This window comes from Streptomyces sp. NBC_01520 (assembly GCF_045040375.1).
Lineage (GTDB): Bacteria > Actinomycetota > Actinomycetes > Streptomycetales > Streptomycetaceae > Streptomyces.
The window spans coordinates 410,811-428,119 of sequence record NZ_CP109404.1; the positions used below are offsets into that span (position 1 = coordinate 410,811).

General features: G+C 73.6%; 13 protein-coding genes and 3 pseudogenes. 11 read left to right on the top strand and 5 right to left on the bottom strand.

The genetic code is table 11. The features are described 5' to 3' along the window. Positions 1–23 precede the first annotated feature (23 nt). Positions 24–1,874, top strand: a pseudogene (locus tag OG524_RS01825) (hypothetical protein); the annotation flags it as partial. 54 nt (positions 1,875–1,928) lie between these two features. Further along, a pseudogene (locus OG524_RS01830) lies at positions 1,929–2,537 on the top strand (DUF6250 domain-containing protein); the annotation flags it as partial. A gap of 46 nt (positions 2,538–2,583) precedes the next feature. On the opposite strand, the gene OG524_RS01835 reads toward OG524_RS01830, so the two are convergent. The 3 genes and pseudogenes from OG524_RS01835 to OG524_RS01845 all read right to left on the bottom strand — a co-directional run. Then, complete coding sequence (locus tag OG524_RS01835; protein ID WP_405808731.1) at positions 2,584–3,672, bottom strand: polyprenyl synthetase family protein; 1,089 nt, start codon at positions 3,670–3,672, stop codon at positions 2,584–2,586. Then, the gene (locus OG524_RS01840; RefSeq protein ID WP_405392745.1) at positions 3,669–4,790 is read right to left on the bottom strand and encodes a tetratricopeptide repeat protein; all 1,122 of its coding nucleotides are present in this window, start codon (positions 4,788–4,790) and stop codon (positions 3,669–3,671) included. Before OG524_RS01840 ends, OG524_RS01835 begins: the two co-directional genes overlap by 4 nt. Positions 4,791–4,956: 166 nt before the next feature. Then, a pseudogene (locus tag OG524_RS01845) lies at positions 4,957–5,529 on the bottom strand (TerD family protein); the annotation flags it as partial. A 191-nt stretch (positions 5,530–5,720) separates the two neighbouring features. Between OG524_RS01845 and OG524_RS01850 the strand changes: the two are divergent. Together OG524_RS01850 and OG524_RS01855 are read left to right on the top strand one after the other, a co-directional pair. Beyond that, positions 5,721–6,125 carry a BlaI/MecI/CopY family transcriptional regulator gene (locus OG524_RS01850; protein ID WP_405392744.1) on the top strand — a complete coding sequence of 135 codons (405 nt, stop codon included), beginning with the start codon at positions 5,721–5,723 and terminating at the stop codon, positions 6,123–6,125. Between the two features lie 5 nt (positions 6,126–6,130). Continuing rightward, positions 6,131–7,060 carry a M56 family metallopeptidase gene (locus OG524_RS01855; protein WP_405392743.1) on the top strand — a complete coding sequence of 310 codons (930 nt, stop codon included), beginning with the start codon at positions 6,131–6,133 and terminating at the stop codon, positions 7,058–7,060. A gap of 341 nt (positions 7,061–7,401) precedes the next feature. Here OG524_RS01855 and OG524_RS01860 read toward each other — a convergent pair whose 3' ends face one another. Then, on the bottom strand, positions 7,402–8,793 hold the full coding sequence (locus OG524_RS01860; RefSeq protein WP_405808734.1) for a S1 family peptidase: 1,392 nt from the start codon (positions 8,791–8,793) through the stop codon (positions 7,402–7,404). A 148-nt stretch (positions 8,794–8,941) separates the two neighbouring features. Then, on the bottom strand, positions 8,942–10,591 hold the full coding sequence (locus OG524_RS01865) for an IclR family transcriptional regulator C-terminal domain-containing protein (protein WP_405808736.1): 1,650 nt from the start codon (positions 10,589–10,591) through the stop codon (positions 8,942–8,944). A gap of 114 nt (positions 10,592–10,705) precedes the next feature. Between OG524_RS01865 and OG524_RS01870 the strand changes: the two genes are divergently transcribed. The 7 genes from OG524_RS01870 to OG524_RS01900 all read left to right on the top strand — a co-directional run bounded on the left by OG524_RS01870 (position 10,706) and on the right by OG524_RS01900 (position 17,291). After that, a complete protein-coding gene (locus OG524_RS01870; RefSeq protein WP_405392740.1) occupies positions 10,706–11,503 on the top strand; it encodes a CoA transferase subunit A in 798 nt (265 codons plus the stop codon). After that, positions 11,500–12,135, top strand: a complete 636-nt coding sequence (locus OG524_RS01875; protein ID WP_405392739.1) for a CoA transferase subunit B — start codon at positions 11,500–11,502, stop codon at positions 12,133–12,135. The genes OG524_RS01870 and OG524_RS01875 overlap by 4 nt, the downstream gene beginning before the upstream one ends. 85 nt (positions 12,136–12,220) lie before the next feature. Then, complete coding sequence (gene pcaH, locus OG524_RS01880; protein ID WP_405392738.1) at positions 12,221–12,982, top strand: protocatechuate 3,4-dioxygenase subunit beta; 762 nt, start codon at positions 12,221–12,223, stop codon at positions 12,980–12,982. After that, positions 12,979–13,524, top strand: coding sequence for a protocatechuate 3,4-dioxygenase subunit alpha (gene pcaG / locus OG524_RS01885; RefSeq protein ID WP_405392737.1), 546 nt, complete (start codon positions 12,979–12,981; stop codon positions 13,522–13,524). The genes pcaH and pcaG overlap by 4 nt, the downstream gene beginning before the upstream one ends. Continuing rightward, positions 13,508–14,875: a 3-carboxy-cis,cis-muconate cycloisomerase gene (gene pcaB, locus OG524_RS01890; RefSeq protein ID WP_405392736.1), complete on the top strand. Its 1,368-nt coding sequence runs from the start codon at positions 13,508–13,510 to the stop codon at positions 14,873–14,875. Before pcaG ends, pcaB begins: the two co-directional genes overlap by 17 nt. Further along, the gene (gene pcaC / locus OG524_RS01895; RefSeq protein WP_405808740.1) at positions 14,872–16,107 is read left to right on the top strand and encodes a 4-carboxymuconolactone decarboxylase; all 1,236 of its coding nucleotides are present in this window, start codon (positions 14,872–14,874) and stop codon (positions 16,105–16,107) included. Before pcaB ends, pcaC begins: the two co-directional genes overlap by 4 nt. Next, positions 16,107–17,291: a 4-hydroxybenzoate 3-monooxygenase gene (locus OG524_RS01900; RefSeq protein WP_405808742.1), complete on the top strand. Its 1,185-nt coding sequence runs from the start codon at positions 16,107–16,109 to the stop codon at positions 17,289–17,291. The genes pcaC and OG524_RS01900 overlap by 1 nt, the downstream gene beginning before the upstream one ends. Positions 17,292–17,309: the final 18 nt, after the last annotated feature.

Genomic DNA, 17,309 nt, shown 5'->3' on the forward strand with positions numbered 1-17,309 from the left:
CGTACCAAGGAGCACCGATCGTCATGCACGCCTTCCGTTCCCGCTATCGAAGAATCGCCGCGGTGAGTGCCGCCGCGGTCCTGGCCGGACTCCTGTCCGCGCCGGCGGCCGCGTCCGGCCACAGCGGTCCCGACCGGCCGCGCCGCATCCTGGAGAACCTCGACCGGGGGCTCGTCGCGGTCCCGTCCGGCCGTGGGACCTTCCTGAGCTGGCGGCTGCTGGGCACCGAATACGGTTCGGACATCGCGTTCAACGTCTACAAGGGCGGCAAGCGGCTCAACCGAAAGCCGGTCACCGCGTCGACCACGTATCAGGACGACAGCCGGGGCGGCGGCACGTACACCGTGCGTGCCGTCGTGGACGGCAGCGAGAGGAAGGCCGGGGCACCCGCGCTCTCCTTCGCCGGGGGGCACGCGGAGATACCGCTCGCCGCGGTCGACGGCGACTACACCGTGCAGCACGCCTGGCCGGGCGACCTCGACGGTGACGGCCGTTACGAACTGGTCGTCAGCCGCCTCGCCACCACCCGGGACAGGCCGGACCTGCTGGAGGCCTACACCCTCGCCGGGAAGCGGCTGTGGCGCGTCGACCAGGGGCCCGGCTCCTACACGCAGGTGGGCGGCAACGGGGCCAACGACCCCGCGCCCGCCGCGGTCAGCGGGTCGACCCCCATCGGCGGCTACCGCAACGACGACAACGTGACCGTCTACGACCTGGACAGCGACGGCAAGGCCGAGGTCCTGGTCCACACCGCGGACGGCACCATCTTCGCCGACGGCGCGAAGGTCGAGGCCGACTCGCCGGCACGGCAGTTCGTCTCCGTCGTCGACGGGGAGAGCGGAACCGAACGTACCCGGGAGCCCGTCCCCGACGACTTCACCGCGGACGGTCCCTCGGGCGGGCACTTCGGTGTCGCGTACCTCGACGGGGTGCACCCGAGCCTGGTCACCAAGCTCGTCACCAGGGTCGGCGCCAAGCGCGGTTCCTTCCGTACCCTCTTCCAGACCTGGGACTTCGACGGCCGTGAACTGACGAAGCGCTGGAAGTACGTCGCCGACCCGCTGAGCGGCGCGACGAGCTTCCACCAGATCCGTGTCGTGGACGTCGATCAGGACGGCAAGGACGAGATCGCCGACGGCAACTACGTCGTCAACAGCGACGGCACGCTGCGTTATGTCGTCGACGGGGCCGGGCACGGCGACCGCTTCCACATCGCCGATCTCGACCCGGAGCGCCCGGGGCTCGAAGGGTTCGCGATCCAGCAGTCCGAGCTCGGTGTCGTCTCCGCCTTCCCCTGGTACTACTACGACGCGGACACCGGTGAGCGGCTGACCACCGGCACGCACCCGCAGAACCCGTCGGGCGAGGCGGACCTCGACGTCGGCCGCGGCACGGCCGCCGACATCGACCCGCGCCACCGCGGCCTCGAGTACTGGACCTCGACCGCCGACGTCACGGCCCCGGGCGCGGGTGTCCGCAACGTCCGGGACGGCAAGGTGTCCACGACCACCCCGAGCGTCAACTTCCGCATCTGGTGGGACGGGGACAAGGGCGCCGAGCTCCTGGACAAGACGTACGTCGAGAAGTGGGACCCGAGTTCCGAAACCTCCGAGCGGATCTTCGACCCGTCGGGCGTCGTCTCCGGGGCGCGTAACGCGACACCGTTCTACGGCGACATCCTGGGCGACTGGCGCGAGGAGATCCTCGCCGAGACGGCGGACCACACCGCCCTGCGTCTCTACACCACCACCGAGCCCACCAGCACCCGGCTGTACACACTGGCCCACAACCCCGCCTACCGGCTGGGCTGGACGGTACGCGGCTACCTCCAGTCGACGTTCACCGACTACTACCTCGGCTTCGGTTCGAGGAACCCGGCGAAGCCCGCGATCCGTACGGACACCGGTCCCGACCGCGCCTGGACCCCGATCGCGTCCGACTCCTTCCGCTCCGGCACCGCGCAGTGGCGCTCCGAACTCCAGGACGGCGGTTCGGTGACCGCCGCCGACGGTGTCCTGGACATCGACGTCCCGAGCGGCGCGACCGTCTGGTTCGGGCAGAAGCTGAAGGGCCCGTACGAGATCGAGTACACCGCGACGCCGGTCTCCGAGGGCGGCCCCAACGACCGGGTGTCCGATCTGAACAACTTCTGGAACGCGACGGACGTACGCTCCCCGCTTGACCTGTTCGCCACCCCGAGGGGTGGTGCGCTCGGGGAGTACAACTACCTGAAGACGTACTACGTCGGTTACGGGGCGAACGGCAACACGACGACCCGGCTGCGCCGTTACGTCGGGGACCCGGACAACCGCCCGCTGCTGTACGACTACACGCAGCCACTGCTCACGGCCAACGAGCCGAACCGGGTGCGGATCGTGTCGGACGGTTCGAAGGTGCAGTGGTGGGACAACGGCCGGCTGGTCTTCGACCACCGGGATCCGGAGGCCTACACCAGCGGCCACTTCGCGTTCCGCACCGTCACCAGTCACTTCCGGATCAGTGACTTCACGGTCTGGCGCCCGCCGGGCCGCGGCTGACGGCGGGTGGCGGGCGGCTGCGCCCCGGCGCAGCCGCCCGCCGCTGTCACATGTTCCGGTGGAGCAGGTGGTCGAGCAGTCCCTCGATCTCCCGCACCGTGCGCGGTGCGAGCGCGACGCCACGCAGGCAGGCGTGGGCGGCGTCGAGATGGCGGCGGGCCTCGTCGAGGGTGGCCGCCCGGCCGCCGGCCGCTTCGGCGAGCGTGGCGGCACGGAGTGCTGCGGACTCGTCGAGCGGGAGCGGGGAGGCGAGCAGCGCGGCGAGTTCGCGGGCGGGGCGCCCCTCCGAGGAGAGGGCGGCGATGACGGGGTAGGTCTTCCTCCGCTGCCGCAGGTCTCCGTGGACGGGCTTCCCGGTCCGTGCGGGGTCGCCCCAGATGCCGAGCAGGTCGTCGACGGCCTGGAAGGCGACGCCGAGGTGACGGCCCGCCCGGTCCAGTGCGGTGACGGTGCCTGCGGGCGCCCCGCCGAGCAGGGCTCCGAGTCCGGCTGCGCAGCCGAGGAGCGCGCCCGTCTTGTCCTCGGCCATGGCCCGGTAGGCGTCGGGCCGGACCGCGCCGGGTCCCGTCCAGGGCCGGTCCGCGAAGAGCAGGTCCTCGGCCTGGCCCCGGACCAGCCGGGTCAGCGTCGCGGACAGCTGCCGTACGGCGGCTCCGCCGAGTGCCCCGGGCGTCTCGGAGAGCGTCTGCAGGGCGATCGCGAGCAGCGCGTCGCCCGCGAGGACGGCGGGCCCGGTGCCGTACGCCTTCCACACCGTCTCCCGGTGCCTCCGTGTCTCGTCGCCGTCCATGATGTCGTCGTGCAGGAGCGAGAAGACGTGGACGAGTTCGACGGCGACCGCTGCGGGGACCGCTGTCTCCCCGGACGCTCCGACGGCTTCGGCGCCCAGGACGGCGAGGGCCTGCCGTACGCCCTTGCCCTGGGAGGCGCCGGGGTCGGGGGCACCGCCCGTGCCGCACCAGCCGAGCGCGAAGGCCGCCATCTCGCCGGGCCACGGATGGAGCCGCCCGACGGCGTCCACGAGCGCGGGGCGCACCAGTGCGCGGCAGCGGGCGAGGGTGAGGGGCGTGGCGGCGGTCGGCGCGGAGCCGGTTCCGGGCGGGGAGGCCTGCGTGGGGGAGGTCGTGAAGCTCATCGCGGCGTCCCTTCGAGGACGGGCCGCGGTGTGTCGGGCACCTCCCCCACCCCCAGCTCGGCCGCCGCGCGGTCGATCATGTCCCGGGCGTGCCGCAGGCCGAGACGTTCCAGGGCGCGCCGCAGTCCGGCGAGCTCGGCAATCGTCTCGGCCCGGTCGCGTCCCAGCCGGGCGAGCGTCTTGGCGAGCCCGAGGCGGGCGAGCGCGGTTCCGCGCGACTCGTCCATCTCGACGAACTCGGCCAGTGCCTGTGCGTAGTTCTCACGGGCCTCCGCGTACCGTCCGGCCCGGTAGAGCACGTTGCCGCGCATCTTGTGGTTGTAGGCGAGGGCGCTGGACAACTGCATCTCGCGGCAGGTGTGTTCGGCCTCGGAGAGCAGGTCGAGGGCACGGTCCACCCCCCCGTCCCGTACGGACACCACGTCGGCGATGCCGCGCAGGGCCCAGGCCCGGCCCCGCCGGTCGTCGGCCCGGGCCGCCGTCTCGGCGGCCTCCTCGAAGAGCGTGAGGGCCGTGTCGTACGAGCCCGTGTTCCGGTGCATCTGGGCTATGCCTTCCAGCGCCCACACCGTGTGCCGTGCCTCGCCGCGGCGGCGGGCCTCGGCGAGGAGTTGTTCGTGCAGCTCGCCGACGGCCTTGTAGTCCCCCTGGATACGCCCGGTCTCGGCGAGACCGGCGAGCGAGTAGCCCCGTACGACCACGTCGCCGCCGCGCTCCCCCAGCTCGGCCGCCAGTCGCAGGAGCCGGTAGGCGAGCGGCAGCGCGCCTCGCTGGCGTGCGAGCGTGCCGCCGCTCCACAGGGCCCAGGCCATGGCCCCGACGTCCTGCGCGGACCGGGCGGCGCGGTAGCTCGCCCGCCACGCCCGCTCGGCCTCCTCGTTGCGCCCGAGCCGTCGGCAGGCCTCCGCGACGGCGAGCCCGCAACGGGCCGCCTCCGAGCGGTCGCCGGCCTCCTCCGCCGCGCGCAGCTCCTCCCTCCCCCTGGCCAGCACGTCGGTGAGCGACGCGTTGACCGAGAGGGAGCCGAGGGCCCCCTGGTATTCGGGGGCGAACGCCTTGTCCTGCCGTGCGTCCCCCTGGACCGTTCCCTGCTGTGCCATCTGTGCCGTCTGTGCCATGAGCCCCGCCGTCGTGCCGTCTTCGGTCGTTCCTGGTCGATCACGACGGTACGAGGAGGCGGGGCCTGCGCGAATCCCTCTCCGTATGTGTCCGCGGGTCATCCCCAAGAGCTACAACAGGGGTACGGAATTCGTCAGTTGGACGTACGGGGTACGGCGTCCCTCGGACGCCGACGCCGAAGTCGGCCGCGATGCCGGACAGCCCGGAGGCGTATCCCTGGCCGACCGCGCGGAACTTCCACTCCTCGCCGTGACGGTACAGCTCACCGAAGACCATGGCGGTCTCGGTCGCCGCGTCCTCGCTCAGGTCGTAGCGGGCGAGCTCGGCGCCGCCCGACTGGTTCACCACGCGGATGAAGGCGTTGCGGACCTGCCCGAAGCTCTGTCCGCGGTTGTCGGCGTCGTGGATGGAGACCGGGAAGACGATCCTCGCCACGTCGGCGGGGACGGTGGTCAGGTCGACCTTGAGGGACTCGTCGTCGCCCTCGCCCTCACCCGTGAGGTTGTCGCCGGTGTGCTCGACCGAGCCGTCGGGGCTCTTGAGGTTGTTGTAGAAGACGAAGTGCTGGTCGGAGATCACCTTGCCGCCGCCGTCCACCAGCAGCGCGCCGGTGTCGAGGTCGTAGTCGGTTCCGGTGGTGCTGCGCGCGTCCCAGCCGAGTCCGACGAGCACCGCGGTCAGCCCCGGAGCCTCCTTGCTGAGCGAGACGTTGCCGCCCTTGGCCAGACTCACACCCATGCCGTTTCCCTTCCTCTGTTCCCGGACGGCCCCCGAAGGGGGCCGTCCGGGCTCGTGACGGCCGACCCCTGACATCTACATCACTGTAGAAGTTGGGCGGGAGCGGCCCCGTACCGCCGCACCGGAACTCAGTACGATGAACCGCTCGCCGCCCGCACGCGGGGCGGCACCACGACAGGGAGGAGACGCACATGACGGATCAGGGCGAGGGCGGTCCGGACGAGCACCCCCGTCGGCGCGGCCAGGGCGAACTGGAAGCGGAGGTGCTGACCACGCTCTGCCGGGCCCAGGGGCCCGCCACGGCGGCCTGGGTGCAGGAACGGCTGGGCGGCGGGGTCGCGTACACCACGGTGATGACGATCCTCACGCGCCTGCAGGCCAAGGGCGCGGTGGACCGGCAGCGCGAGGGCCGGTCCTTCCGGTGGACGCCGCGCTCGGACGAGGCCGGCCTCGCGGCGCTGCGCATGCGGCGCGTGCTGGACGGCGAGAGCGACCGGGAGGCCGTCCTGACCAGCTTCCTGACCACGCTGACACCCGGCGACGAACAGTTGCTGCGCGACCTCCTGGCCGAGGCGGACGACGAGCCGGAACTGTAGGGGTCATGGGCGTCTTCGTCTTCCTGCCGCTGGTGCTGCCCCTGACCGCCTGGCCCGTGGCCAGGCTGGCGGCCCACCACCTGCACCCGCGCACCGCGACCCGGCTGCTGTCGGCGGTCGCGGCGGTGCTGGCGATATGCAGCACCCTGTGTCTGGCCCTGCTCGTGGTGGTCGGCACGGCCCAGCTGCCCGGGAACCCGCTGCCCGACGCGTGGTCGGACCCGGAGGTCCGCGAGGCGGTCCCGTACGACGAGGTCGCGGGCAAGGCGGCCATTCCCGCCCTGGTCGCCGTACTCGCGGCGTGCGTGGCCGCGGCGTGGCGGCACCACCGGGTGCGGCGCGGCGCCGAGCGCGCCCTGACCGGGCTCCCCGACACACCCGTGGCGGTCCTGCCGGACGAGGTGCCGTACGCCTACGCGCTACCCGGCTCCCGGGGGCGCGTCGTGGTGTCGACGTCCCTGCTGAGGTGTCTGGACTCCTCGGAGCGCCGGGCGCTGTTCGCCCATGAGCGGGCGCATCTGGCCGGCCTCCACCACCGGTTCCTGCTCACCGTGCAGCTGGCCGCGCGGGCCAATCCGTTCCTCCGGCCGCTGCGCACCGCCGTGGCGTACACCGCGGAGCGGTGGGCGGACGAGGACGCCGCCGCGGCCGTCGGCAGCCGGCGGGTGGTGGCCCGCGCGATCGGCAGGGCCGCGCTCGTCTCCCGTGGCGCGCCCGGGGTGACGCTCGCCGGGCTGGCGGCCCCGGGGCCGGTTCCCCGGCGGGTCGCGGCGCTGCTCGGACCTGCCCCGGCCGCCCGCGCCTGGCCGCCCGTCTTCACCGCGGTCGGCCTGGCCGCCTGGGCGGCGGCGGTCGGCACCACGGTCTCCGCCCTGTCCTCGGCCAACGCGGCGGTCACCCTCTTCTTCGTGCTGAAGACCGCCACACCCTTGTGACACCCGGGCCGCGGCGCCGCCGACGTCACCCACGACCGGATCATCGAGGTACCGTGCGGTTCCGGTACCTCGATGCTCATCCCCGCCGGTGACGGACCGCTCTCCATCGCCCTGTCCGCGAAGGGCCGTGCGGCCTGCACCGCCGACCACACGACGGGCACCGTCCCGGTCGTAGGCCTGCGCAGGGGCGAGGTCACCAGGGCCGCGCCCACCGTGGGGGGCTCGAAGTCCGTTGCCGACGAACCGTGTTCGGGACGCGTGCTGGTCGTCGACCGGCCGGCCAGGACGGGCTCACGCGGATACGTCGGAGGCTGGGGTACGGCACCGGCCTTCGTGCGTGGTCAGGTGTACCGGCGGCGGTGTCTCCGCCTCCGGACCGACCGGATCGCTCCGGCCGCCACCGGTACGAGGAGGCTCGCGGCGAGGACCAGCGGTCCGGGGGCGAGGGGGCGGAGGCCGAGGACTCCGCCGGACGCGGCCGGTGGTCCGGGCGTCCCCGGCGGTCCGGGCGTCCCCGGTGCGACGGCTCCCGCCGCGGACGGCTGCGGGACGGTGCCCAGGTCGGCCCCGGCGACGGCCGCGGTCAGCCGCACGCCGAGGGCCGCCATCGCCGTGGTCACGGGCTGGAAGTACGTCGTTCCGCCGGCCGTGCAGTCGCCGTTGCCGCCGGACGTCACACCGAGGGCCAGCCCCTGTGCGAACAACGGGCCCCCGCTGTCCCCGGGTTCGGCGCACACCGTCGTCTCGATCAGGCCGGTGACCGTGCCCTCCGGGTAGTTCACCGTCGCGTTCAGCGCGGTCACCCGGCCGGTGCGCGTCCCCGTGGTGCTGCCGCTGCGGAACACCTGGAGGCCGACGACGGGGTCGGCCGCCGCTCCGATCCGCACCTCCCGGCCGCCGCCGATCCCCACGACGCCCCGCGCACCGGACGGGTCGCCGCTCCCGTACGCGACGACGGAGAAGTCGTCCCCGGGAAAGCTTCCGGCCGTCGTGGTTCCGACGGGCCGGGTGCCCGTCGCGTCCCCGAACCATGTGGTTCCGGGTGGACCGCAGTGACCGGCCGTCAGCACGAAGTCCTGCCGTCCGTCGGTCACGTTGAAGCCGGCGGAACAGCGGCCTGCGCGACCGAAGATGGGGTCGGCGCCGCTGATCCTGGTGGAGAGGGAGCCGGAGGTCCGCCGCATGTGCACGAAGCTGCCGGTCTCCTCGGCGAGGCCGGACAGGCGTGACCAGTCGGCGGCGGACACGGTGCTGTCGGCGCGCACGACGACCCGGTTGGACGCGTAGTCCACGGCCCAGGCCGTGCCGGGCACCCGGGGTGTTCCGCCCAGGGCCTCGGTGGCGGAGCGGAGGCGGCGCAGGCTGTGGCGGACGACCTGGGCGCGGGCCCCCGCCCGTTCGGCCTCCGCCGCGGCCCCCTCGTCGGTCACGGCCACGACCGTGCGGCCGTCGGAGCCGATCCAGCTGCCCGCCGTACGCGAAGGGCCGAGCTGTGAGACCAGACGCGCGCCGAGGTCGGAGGCAGGCGCGCCGCCACCCCCGCCTGCCACCGGGGCCGAGGAACTGTTCGCCCGCACGTTCGTCGTGGTGCTCCCCGGTACGTCGACCGCGTCGGCCCCCGGTAGGTTCGCCGTGGCGCTCGCCGTAGCACCCGTCGCCGTCGGCCAGGCGCAGAGCAGCCCGCCGACGGCCACCAGCCGCGCGATCCGTCGCAGACCCCGCCGACCGCGCATCGTCCGTCGTCCGCGCATAGTCCGCCGCCCCCCTCGCACCCGCCCTGACACGGCGTCACCGACGCCGGGGACCGTGGAGACCGGTGCCCGCCCCTCGATACGTGCCGCCCGGCCTTCCTGTTCAGCCGGCCACGGCCGCCCTCAGGGGTCAGGAGGCGGAGACCCGGCTGAAGCGGCCCACGACGTGCAGGTCGGATTCGATCAGGCCGGCGGCGGCACGCAGTTCCGGGAGGACCTCGGAGAGACACTCGGCGACGGTGCGGCGGCTGACGTGCATGGCCACGTTGAGGGCGGCGACCGTGGTGCCCGAACGGTCACGAATGGGCACGGCGAGGGAGCGCAGCCCTTCCTCCAGTTCCCCGTCGACCAGGGCGTGGTCCTCCCGCGCCACCTCTTCCAGCCCGGTCGCGAGTGCGGCGGGATCGGTGAGGGTGTGGGGGGTGAGGGCCGGCAGCCCGGTCCGGCCGAGCCGTGCGGCCCGCTCCTCCCGGGGCAGACCGGCGAGGAGGACCCGGCCCATCGAGGTGGCGTGGGCGGGGAAGCGCGTGCCGGTGGTGATGTTGACGCTCATGACGCGTTCGGTGGCGACGCGCGCGGTGTAACGGATGTCGTCGCCGTCGAGGACCGCCAGGGAGACGGAGTCGTGGAGGCGCCCGCCCAGCCGGGCCATGTACGGCAGGGCGATCTCGGGGAGGGCCGTGCGCGACAGCGGCGGATATCCGAGGCCGAGCACCCGCGGGGTCAGCCGGAAGAGGCGGTCCCGCGAGGTCACGTAGCCGAGGTGTTCCAGGGTGATCAGGGCACGGCGGGCGGTGGCGCGGGCGAGTCCGGTGGTCTCGGCGACCGCGGCGAGGGTGAGCTCCGCCCGGCCCTCCCCGAAAGCCGTGACGACGGTCAGTCCGCGGGCCAGGGACTCGACGAACTCCGCGCCGAGTTCCTGCTTGGAGGCACCGGTCCAGTGGGCGAGACCGCCGGCGGCACGGGCCTGCGCGGCGGGGTCCGCCCCGCGCAGTTCCCGCTCCATCACGGCCGCCGTGGCCCGCGCCGGGGGCAGGACCGTCCGCCTGAGCGAGTCCGCGCTGTGGCGGCTGGTGTGGCTGACCACGCTGAGCGCGCAGACCATCTCTCCGTGGGGGTCGCGCACCGGTACTGCGACGGCGATCAGGCCCGGCTCGATGTTCTGGTCGTCCACCGCCCAGCCGTCCTTCGCGGCCCGGGCCGCCCGTTCCTCGAAGGACGGAGTGTCGCCGTCGGCGGGGCGTGGCGGTACGGCGTACGGGCTGCGGGCCGACGCCGGGGCGGCGGCCCGGCGCGCCCGCCATGCCGCCCAGTCCTGCGCGGACCAGCCGGCCGCGGCGAACAGCGGTCCCGGCGCGGTGGATTCGGCGGGCAGCAGGTCGCCGATCCTGAACGACAGCGACATGGCACGGCGCCGGGTGGTCTGGTGCACGAAGCGGATGCCGTCCCCGTCGGGCACGGCCAGCGAGACCGACTCGTCGAGCTCCTCGGCGAGCCGCTCGGCCGGCGGGCCGAGCCGGGCGGGCAGGCGGAGGGCGGCCAGATAGGCGTTGCCCAGCTCCATGAGCCGCGGTGCGAGCCACGCCCCGTTCCCGTCGAGCCGTACGTATCCCATGCGGGCGAGCGTCGCCACGACCCGGTCGACCGTGGACCGGGCGAGCCCGGTGGCCCGGACGAGATCGCCGAGGCTCGCCCCGCCGCCGGCGTCGCTGATCTCGCGCAGCACGGCGATCCCGCGCAGCAGCGGACCCACGGCCTCGGTGGGAAGTGTGTCCGGCATCGGTGTCCTCCAGGACGTTGACATGCGTGCCAGGTGCACGCACACTCAGGGCGAGTCAGAGTGAACTGTAGTTCACCTGACGAACACAAGCGAGGACGGGAGTCGGTAACCTCCATGGACAAGGTCCAACGCTCCGCCGCGGAAGCGGTGGCGGGCATCTCGGACGGCGCGTCGCTCGCCGTCGGCGGCTTCGGTCTCAGCGGCGTCCCGAACGTACTGATCGACGCGGTGCACGACCGCGGCGTCGGCGGGCTCGGCGTGGTCTCCAACAACTGCGGTGTCGACGGCCGCGGGCTCGGTGTCCTGCTCGCCGCCGGCCGCATCGCACGCGTCACCGGCTCGTACATCGGTGAGAACAAGGAGTTCGCCCGCCAGTACCTCGGCGGGGAGCTGGAGGTGGAGCTCGTCCCCCAGGGCACGCTCGCCGAGCGGCTGCGCGCGGGAGGCTGCGGAATACCCGCGTTCTTCACCCCGGCCGGCGTCGGCACCCAGGTCGCCGAGGGCGGGCTGCCCTGGCGCTACGCCCCGGACGGTTCGGTCGCGCTCCCCTCCCCCGCCAAGGAGATCAGGGCGTTCGACGGCCGCGACCACGTCCTGGAGCACGGCATCACCACCGACTTCGCCCTGGTGCGGGCGGCCAGGGGCGACCGGCACGGGAACCTCGTCTTCAGCAAGGCGACGCGAAACTTCAACCCGCTCGCGGCCATGGCGGGCAAGGTGACGATCGCCGAGGTCGAGGAGCTCGTCGAGCCCGGCGAGCTGGACCCGGACGCGATCCACCTGCCGGGCGTCTTCGTCCGGTTCGTGGTGCCGCTGACCTCCGAGCAGGCCGCGGACAAGGCCGTCGAGCACCGCACGACATCCGCGCCCCCGGCGCACGCGACCACGCGAGAGGCGGTGCGGCAGCGATGAGCTGGACCCGCGACGACATGGCCGCCCGCGCGGCGGCCGAGCTGACCGACGGTTCGTACGTGAACCTCGGGATCGGGCTGCCGACCCTCGTACCCGGTCACCTCCCTGCCGGGCGGGAGGTCGTCCTCCACTCGGAGAACGGCATCCTCGGCGTCGGGCCCTACCCGTACGAGGGCGACATCGACCCCGACCTGATCAACGCCGGGAAGGAGACCGTCACGGTCCGGCCCGGCGCCGCGTTCTTCGACTCCGCGCTGTCCTTCGGGATGATCCGCGGCGGCCACATCGACACCGCCGTCCTGGGTGCCATGCAGGTGTCGGCGAACGGCGACCTCGCCAACTGGTCCGTGCCCGGCCGGATGATCAAGGGCATGGGCGGTGCGATGGATCTCGTCCACGGGGCCCGCCGTGTCCTCGTCCTGACCGAGCACACCGCGAAGGACGGCTCCCCCAAGCTGGTCCAGGAGTGCACGCTCCCGCTCACCGGCGCGGCGTGCGTGCACCGTGTCATCACGGACCTCGGGGTGTTCGACGTGACGGCCGACGGTTTCGCGCTCCTGGAGACCGCGCCGGGCGTCACACCCGACGAGGTGCGCGCACGGACGGCCGCACCCGTGAAGGACCTGACGTGACCCGCGTACGCGGGGCGCACCCGACCATCCCCCGCACCGGCGTACGCCGGGCGCACGTTTCCGTCCCGGAAGGTGACACGGCCCGATGATCCCGGACCAGCAGCAGATCAGCGCGGAGATCGCCGCCGCGCACCGGAAGGCCTCGGCCGGCGACGCGGTACCGCACCACCCGGCGCGCGATTTCGCCCCGTACCGCAGCAGCGTCCTGCGACACCCGCGACAGCCGCTGGTCGCGGTGGGCGGCGACCCGGAGGCGACCGAGCTGACCGGGCCGGTCTTCGGGGTCACGGACGTCACGGAGCTCGACGCGGACCTGACCCGCCGTCACGCCGGCGAGCCGCTCGGCGAGCGCATCACCGTCGGCGGCAGGGTGCTGGACAGCGCCGGCCGGCCGGTGCGCGGTCAGCTCGTGGAGATCTGGCAGGCCAACGCCTCGGGCCGGTACGCGCATCAGCGCGACCAGCACCCTGCGCCGCCGGACCCGAATTTCACCGGTGTCGGCCGCTGTCTCACCGACGAACAGGGCGGTTACTCGTTCACGACCGTCAAGCCCGGGGCGTACCCGTGGCGGAACCACACGAACGCCTGGCGCCCCGCGCACATCCACTTCTCGCTGTTCGGCACGTCGTTCACCCAGCGCCTGGTCACGCAGATGTACTTCCCGGGCGACCCGCTCTTCCCGTACGACCCGATCCTGCAGTCCGTCACCGACCCGGCGGCGCGTGCCCGGCTCGTGGCCGCGTACGACCACGAACTGTCCACCCACGAATGGTCGCTCGGCTACCGCTGGGACATAGTGCTCGACGGCCCGGCCGCGACGCTTCCGGACCCCGAGGAGAACCAGTGAGTCTTCCGCCGACGCCCTCGCAGACGGTGGGCCCCTTCTACGGGTACGCGCTCCCCTTCCCCGGGGGTGCGGAGATCGCCCCCGCCGGGCATCCCGGCACGATCACGGTGCACGGATACGTGACCGACGGGAACGGCGACCCCGTGCCCGACGCGCTGCTGGAGGTCTGGCAGGGCGGGGGCCGCCCCGGTTCGATGCGCCGGGATCCGGTCACTGGGGGATTCCTCGGCCGCAACGGCGTGGACTTCACCGGTTTCGGGCGGGTGCCGACCGACGCGGACGGACACTGGGCGATTCGGACGCTGCCGCCCTCGGACACGCCGTACCTTTCGGTGTGTCTGTTCGCGCGCGGGCTGATGCACCACCTGTTCACGCGGGCGTATCTCGCGGACGCGGAGGCCGTGACCGATCCTCTGCTCGACGGACTGCCGCCGGAGCGGCGGAGCACCCTGGTCGCGGTGCCGGACGGCGAGCGTTCGTACAGGTTCGACATCCGCGTGCAGGGCGGGAAGGAGACGGTGTTCCTTGACTTCCACGGATGACGTCGGGCTGTTCGCCCCGGTGTGGGCGGGCAGCGCGGTGGAGGCCGCCACGAGCGACCACGCCTTCCTGCGGGCGATGCTGGACGCCGAGGCCGCCCTGGCGCGGGCGCAGGATCCGGCGGCGGGCGTCACCGTCACCGCGGTGGCGTGCTCCGGCGGATTCGACGCACGGTCCCTGGCCCTGCGGGCGGGGGCGGGCGGCAACCCGGTCATCCCGCTGGTGGCGGATCTCCGGGCCGCCGTGGCCGAACGGTCCCCGGAACACGGGGAGTTCGTGCACCGGGGCGCCACGAGCCAGGACATCCTGGACTCCGCGCTCATGCTCGTCGCGGCGCGCGCCCTGGACCTGCTGGCCGCGGACCTGGAACGGACGGCCGGGGCGCTGTACACCCTCGCGGCCGGGCACCGCGAGGTGCCGATGGCGGGCCGTACGCTCACCCAGCACGCCGTGCCCACGACGTTCGGCCTGAAGGCGGCGGGGTGGCGTGCGCTGGTGCTGGACGCGCTGGACCGGGTCTCACGGGTACGGGGTTCCCTTCCGGCGCAGCTCGGGGGCGCCGCGGGGACGCTGGCGGCGTTCGGCGACGAGGGTCTGTCCCTCGTCGCTGCCTTCGCGCGGGAAACCGGCCTGGCCGAACCCGAACTGCCCTGGCACACGCTGCGTACGCCGGTCGCGGACCTGGGTGCGGCGCTGGCCTTCTGCGCCGGCGCACTGGGCAAGATCGCCGCCGATGTGCTGGTGCTGTCCCGTACCGAGGTGGGCGAGGTGGCCGAGGGCTCGGGCGGCGGTTCCTCCGCGATGCCGCACAAGAGCAATCCGGTTCGGGCCACGCTCGTCGCGTCCGCCGCCCGTCAGGTTCCGGCGCTCGCGTCGGTGCTCCTGGGCTCGCTGGCCGCCGAGGACGAACGCCCGGCGGGGGCGTGGCACGCGGAGTGGCTGCCGCTGCGCGAGGCGCTGCGGCTGACGGGCGGTGCGGCGTCCAAGGCGGCCGGGCTCTGCACGGAACTGACCGTGCGGCCGGACCGCATGCGGGCGAGCCTCGGTCTGACGCACGGGCTGATGCTCACGGAGCGCGTACTGGCCGAACTCGCCCCGGTGCTGGGCCGTGACGAGGCCCGCCGGGTGGTGACGGAGGCTGCGCGCCGTGCGTCGCACCAGGGTACGGACGTCTTCCTGGACCCGGAACTGACGTCGCTGCTGTCCGCGGAGTCCCTCCGCGATCTCGCCCGGCCTGCCGGTTACCTGGGCTCCGCCCCGGCCCTGGTCGACCGGGCCCTTTCCCGCGGGTCCGGGCCGGGTTCCGGCACCCCTTCGACCCGCCCCCTTCCCAGGATCCAGGAATCCTCATGACGCCCTTGCTGCACCATCGTGTCGACGGCCCCGCCGACGCCCCCGTCCTCGTGCTCGGCCCCTCCCTGGGGACGTCGCTGTCCGTCTGGGACCCCCAGGTCCCGGCGCTCGCGCGGCGGTGGCGCGTCGTCCGCTGGGACCTCCCGGGCCACGGCGGCTCCCCCGCCGCGCTGCTCCCCGCCGGGTCCACCGTCGCCGACCTGGGGCAGCTCGTCCTCGGCCTCGCCGACACGCTGGGCATCGGGTCGTTCGCGTACGCCGGTGTCTCCCTCGGCGGTGCCGTCGGCACCTGGCTGGCCGCGCACCGCCCCGAGCGGGTCGACTCCCTCGTGCTGGTCTGCTCGTCCGCTCGCTTCGGGGAGCCGGGGCCGTGGCTGGAGCGGGCCGGGCGGGTCCGGGCGGAGGGCACCGGACCGCTCGCCGCGACCGCGCCGGAGCGGTGGTTCACCCCGGCGTTCACGGAGTCCGGCGCACCCGTCGCCGGCCGTCTCGTCGCCGACCATCTCGCCGTCGACCCGGAGGCGTACGCGGTGTGCTGCGAGGTGCTGGCCGGCCTCGACCTCCGCGCCGACCTGGACCGCGTCACCGCGCCCGCGCTCGTCATCGGCGGCCGGGACGACCGCGCCACCGGGCCGGCGCACTCCCGCGCGCTCGCGGACGGCATCCGCGACGCCCACCTCGTCGAGCTCCCCCGCGCCGCGCACCTGGCGGGCGTCGAACGGCCGGAGGCCGTGCTGAGCGCGCTGCGGGCCCATCTGGGAGAGCCGCGCCCGGCCGGCATGGCCGTCCGCCGCGCCGTCCTCGGCGACGCGCACGTCGACCGGGCGATCGCCCGGACCACACCCTTCACTGCGCGTTTCCAGGACTTCATCACCCGGTACGCCTGGGGCGAGATCTGGTCCGGTGACGTCCTGGACCGGCGCACCCGCAGCTGCGTCACCCTCACGGCGCTCGTCGCCGGCGGGCACGACGACGAGCTGGCCATGCATGTCCGGGCGGCCGTGCGGAACGGGCTCACTCCGGAGGAGATCGGCGAGGTCCTCCTGCAGTCCGCCGTGTACTGCGGGGTGCCGGCGGCCAACTCGGCCTTCGCGGTGGCGGATCGCGTCCTCGCGGAACTCACGGAACTCACGGATTCCGGGGGACTCACGGATTCCGGGGGACTCACGGATTCCGGGGGACTCGGGGATCTCGGAGAACCCGGGGAACTCGACGAACCGAAGGGGAACTGATGCGCACCACCGTCGGCATCATCGGTGGCGGGCCGGCCGGGCTGCTGCTCGCCCGGCTGCTGCACAACGCGGGCGTGGAGAGCGTCGTGCTGGAGCGCCGCGACCGCGCTTATGTCGAGCGGCGCCAGCGTGCCGGGATCCTCGAACAGGCGACCGTGGACGCGCTCCGCGAGGCCGGTGCCGGGGAGCGGCTGGACCGGGAGGGCATGCCCCACGACGGCATCGAGCTCCGCTTCGGCCGTCGCGCGCACCGCATCGACTTCCCGGCCCTGACCGGTGGGCGCAGCGTGATGGTGTACGCGCAGACCGAGGTCGTCAAGGACCTGACAGCCCTCCAGCTGGCGGAGGGCGGCCCCCTGCTGTTCGAAGCGGAGGTGACCGGCATCGACGGCGCCGACACCGGCAGCCCTGTCGTCCGCTTTCGGCACGAAGGCCGGGAGGAGACGCTGACCTGTGACTACGTCGTCGGCTGCGACGGCTTCCACGGGGTGGCGCGCGACGCCGTGCCGGAGTCGGTCCGGACGGTGTACGAGCGGACGTACCCCTACTCCTGGCTCGGCATCCTCGCCGACGCACCGCCCGTGTACGACGAGTTGATCTACGCTCACTCCGAGCGCGGCTTCGCCCTCGCGAGCATGCGCTCCCCGTCGGTGAGCCGCCTGTACCTCCAGGTCCCCAACGGCACCGATCCCGGCGACTGGTCCGACGCACGCGTCTGGGACGAGCTGGACGCCCGTTTCGCGACCGACGACGCCCCGGGGTGGAAGCTGGCGCGCGGCCGGATCACCTCGAAGGCCGTGCTGCCGATGCGCAGCCATGTCACCGAGCCCATGCGCCACGGCCGGGTCTTCCTCGCGGGTGACGCGGCGCACATCGTCCCGCCGACCGGGGCGAAGGGGCTGAACCTCGCCGCCGCTGACGTGATCGTGCTGGCCCGGGCACTGACGGCGTGGCAGGAGACCGGTTCGACCGGCCTGCTGGACTCCTACTCGGACACGTGCCTGCGCCGGGTGTGGCGGGCGGAGCACTTCTCGTACTTCATGACGACGACACTGCACACGGACCAGGCGCAGTCGGCGTTCGAGACCCGCCTCCAACTGGCGCAGCTGGAACGTGTGGCCACCTCGCCGCACGCGGCGGCGGAGCTCGCGGAGAACTACACGGGCCTGCCGCTCCCCCGCTGAGCGGGACCGGGTGCCCGC

Bases quoted from the DNA above. Each gene is read 5' to 3' on its own strand.
- OG524_RS01870 (WP_405392740.1), top strand. From the start codon at position 10,706: ATGGACAAGGTCCAACGCTCCGCCGCGGAAGCGGTGGCGGGCATCTCG.
- OG524_RS01855 (WP_405392743.1), top strand. From the start codon at position 6,131: ATGGGCGTCTTCGTCTTCCTGCCGCTGGTGCTGCCCCTGACCGCCTGG.
- OG524_RS01900 (WP_405808742.1), top strand. From the start codon at position 16,107: ATGCGCACCACCGTCGGCATCATCGGTGGCGGGCCGGCCGGGCTGCTG.
- OG524_RS01875 (WP_405392739.1), top strand. From the start codon at position 11,500: ATGAGCTGGACCCGCGACGACATGGCCGCCCGCGCGGCGGCCGAGCTG.
- pcaH (WP_405392738.1), top strand. From the start codon at position 12,221: ATGATCCCGGACCAGCAGCAGATCAGCGCGGAGATCGCCGCCGCGCAC.
- OG524_RS01840 (WP_405392745.1), bottom strand. From the start codon at position 4,790: ATGGCACAGACGGCACAGATGGCACAGCAGGGAACGGTCCAGGGGGAC.
- OG524_RS01835 (WP_405808731.1), bottom strand. From the start codon at position 3,672: ATGAGCTTCACGACCTCCCCCACGCAGGCCTCCCCGCCCGGAACCGGC.
- pcaC (WP_405808740.1), top strand. From the start codon at position 14,872: ATGACGCCCTTGCTGCACCATCGTGTCGACGGCCCCGCCGACGCCCCC.
- OG524_RS01860 (WP_405808734.1), bottom strand. From the start codon at position 8,793: ATGCGCGGTCGGCGGGGTCTGCGACGGATCGCGCGGCTGGTGGCCGTC.
- OG524_RS01865 (WP_405808736.1), bottom strand. From the start codon at position 10,591: ATGCCGGACACACTTCCCACCGAGGCCGTGGGTCCGCTGCTGCGCGGG.
- OG524_RS01850 (WP_405392744.1), top strand. From the start codon at position 5,721: ATGACGGATCAGGGCGAGGGCGGTCCGGACGAGCACCCCCGTCGGCGC.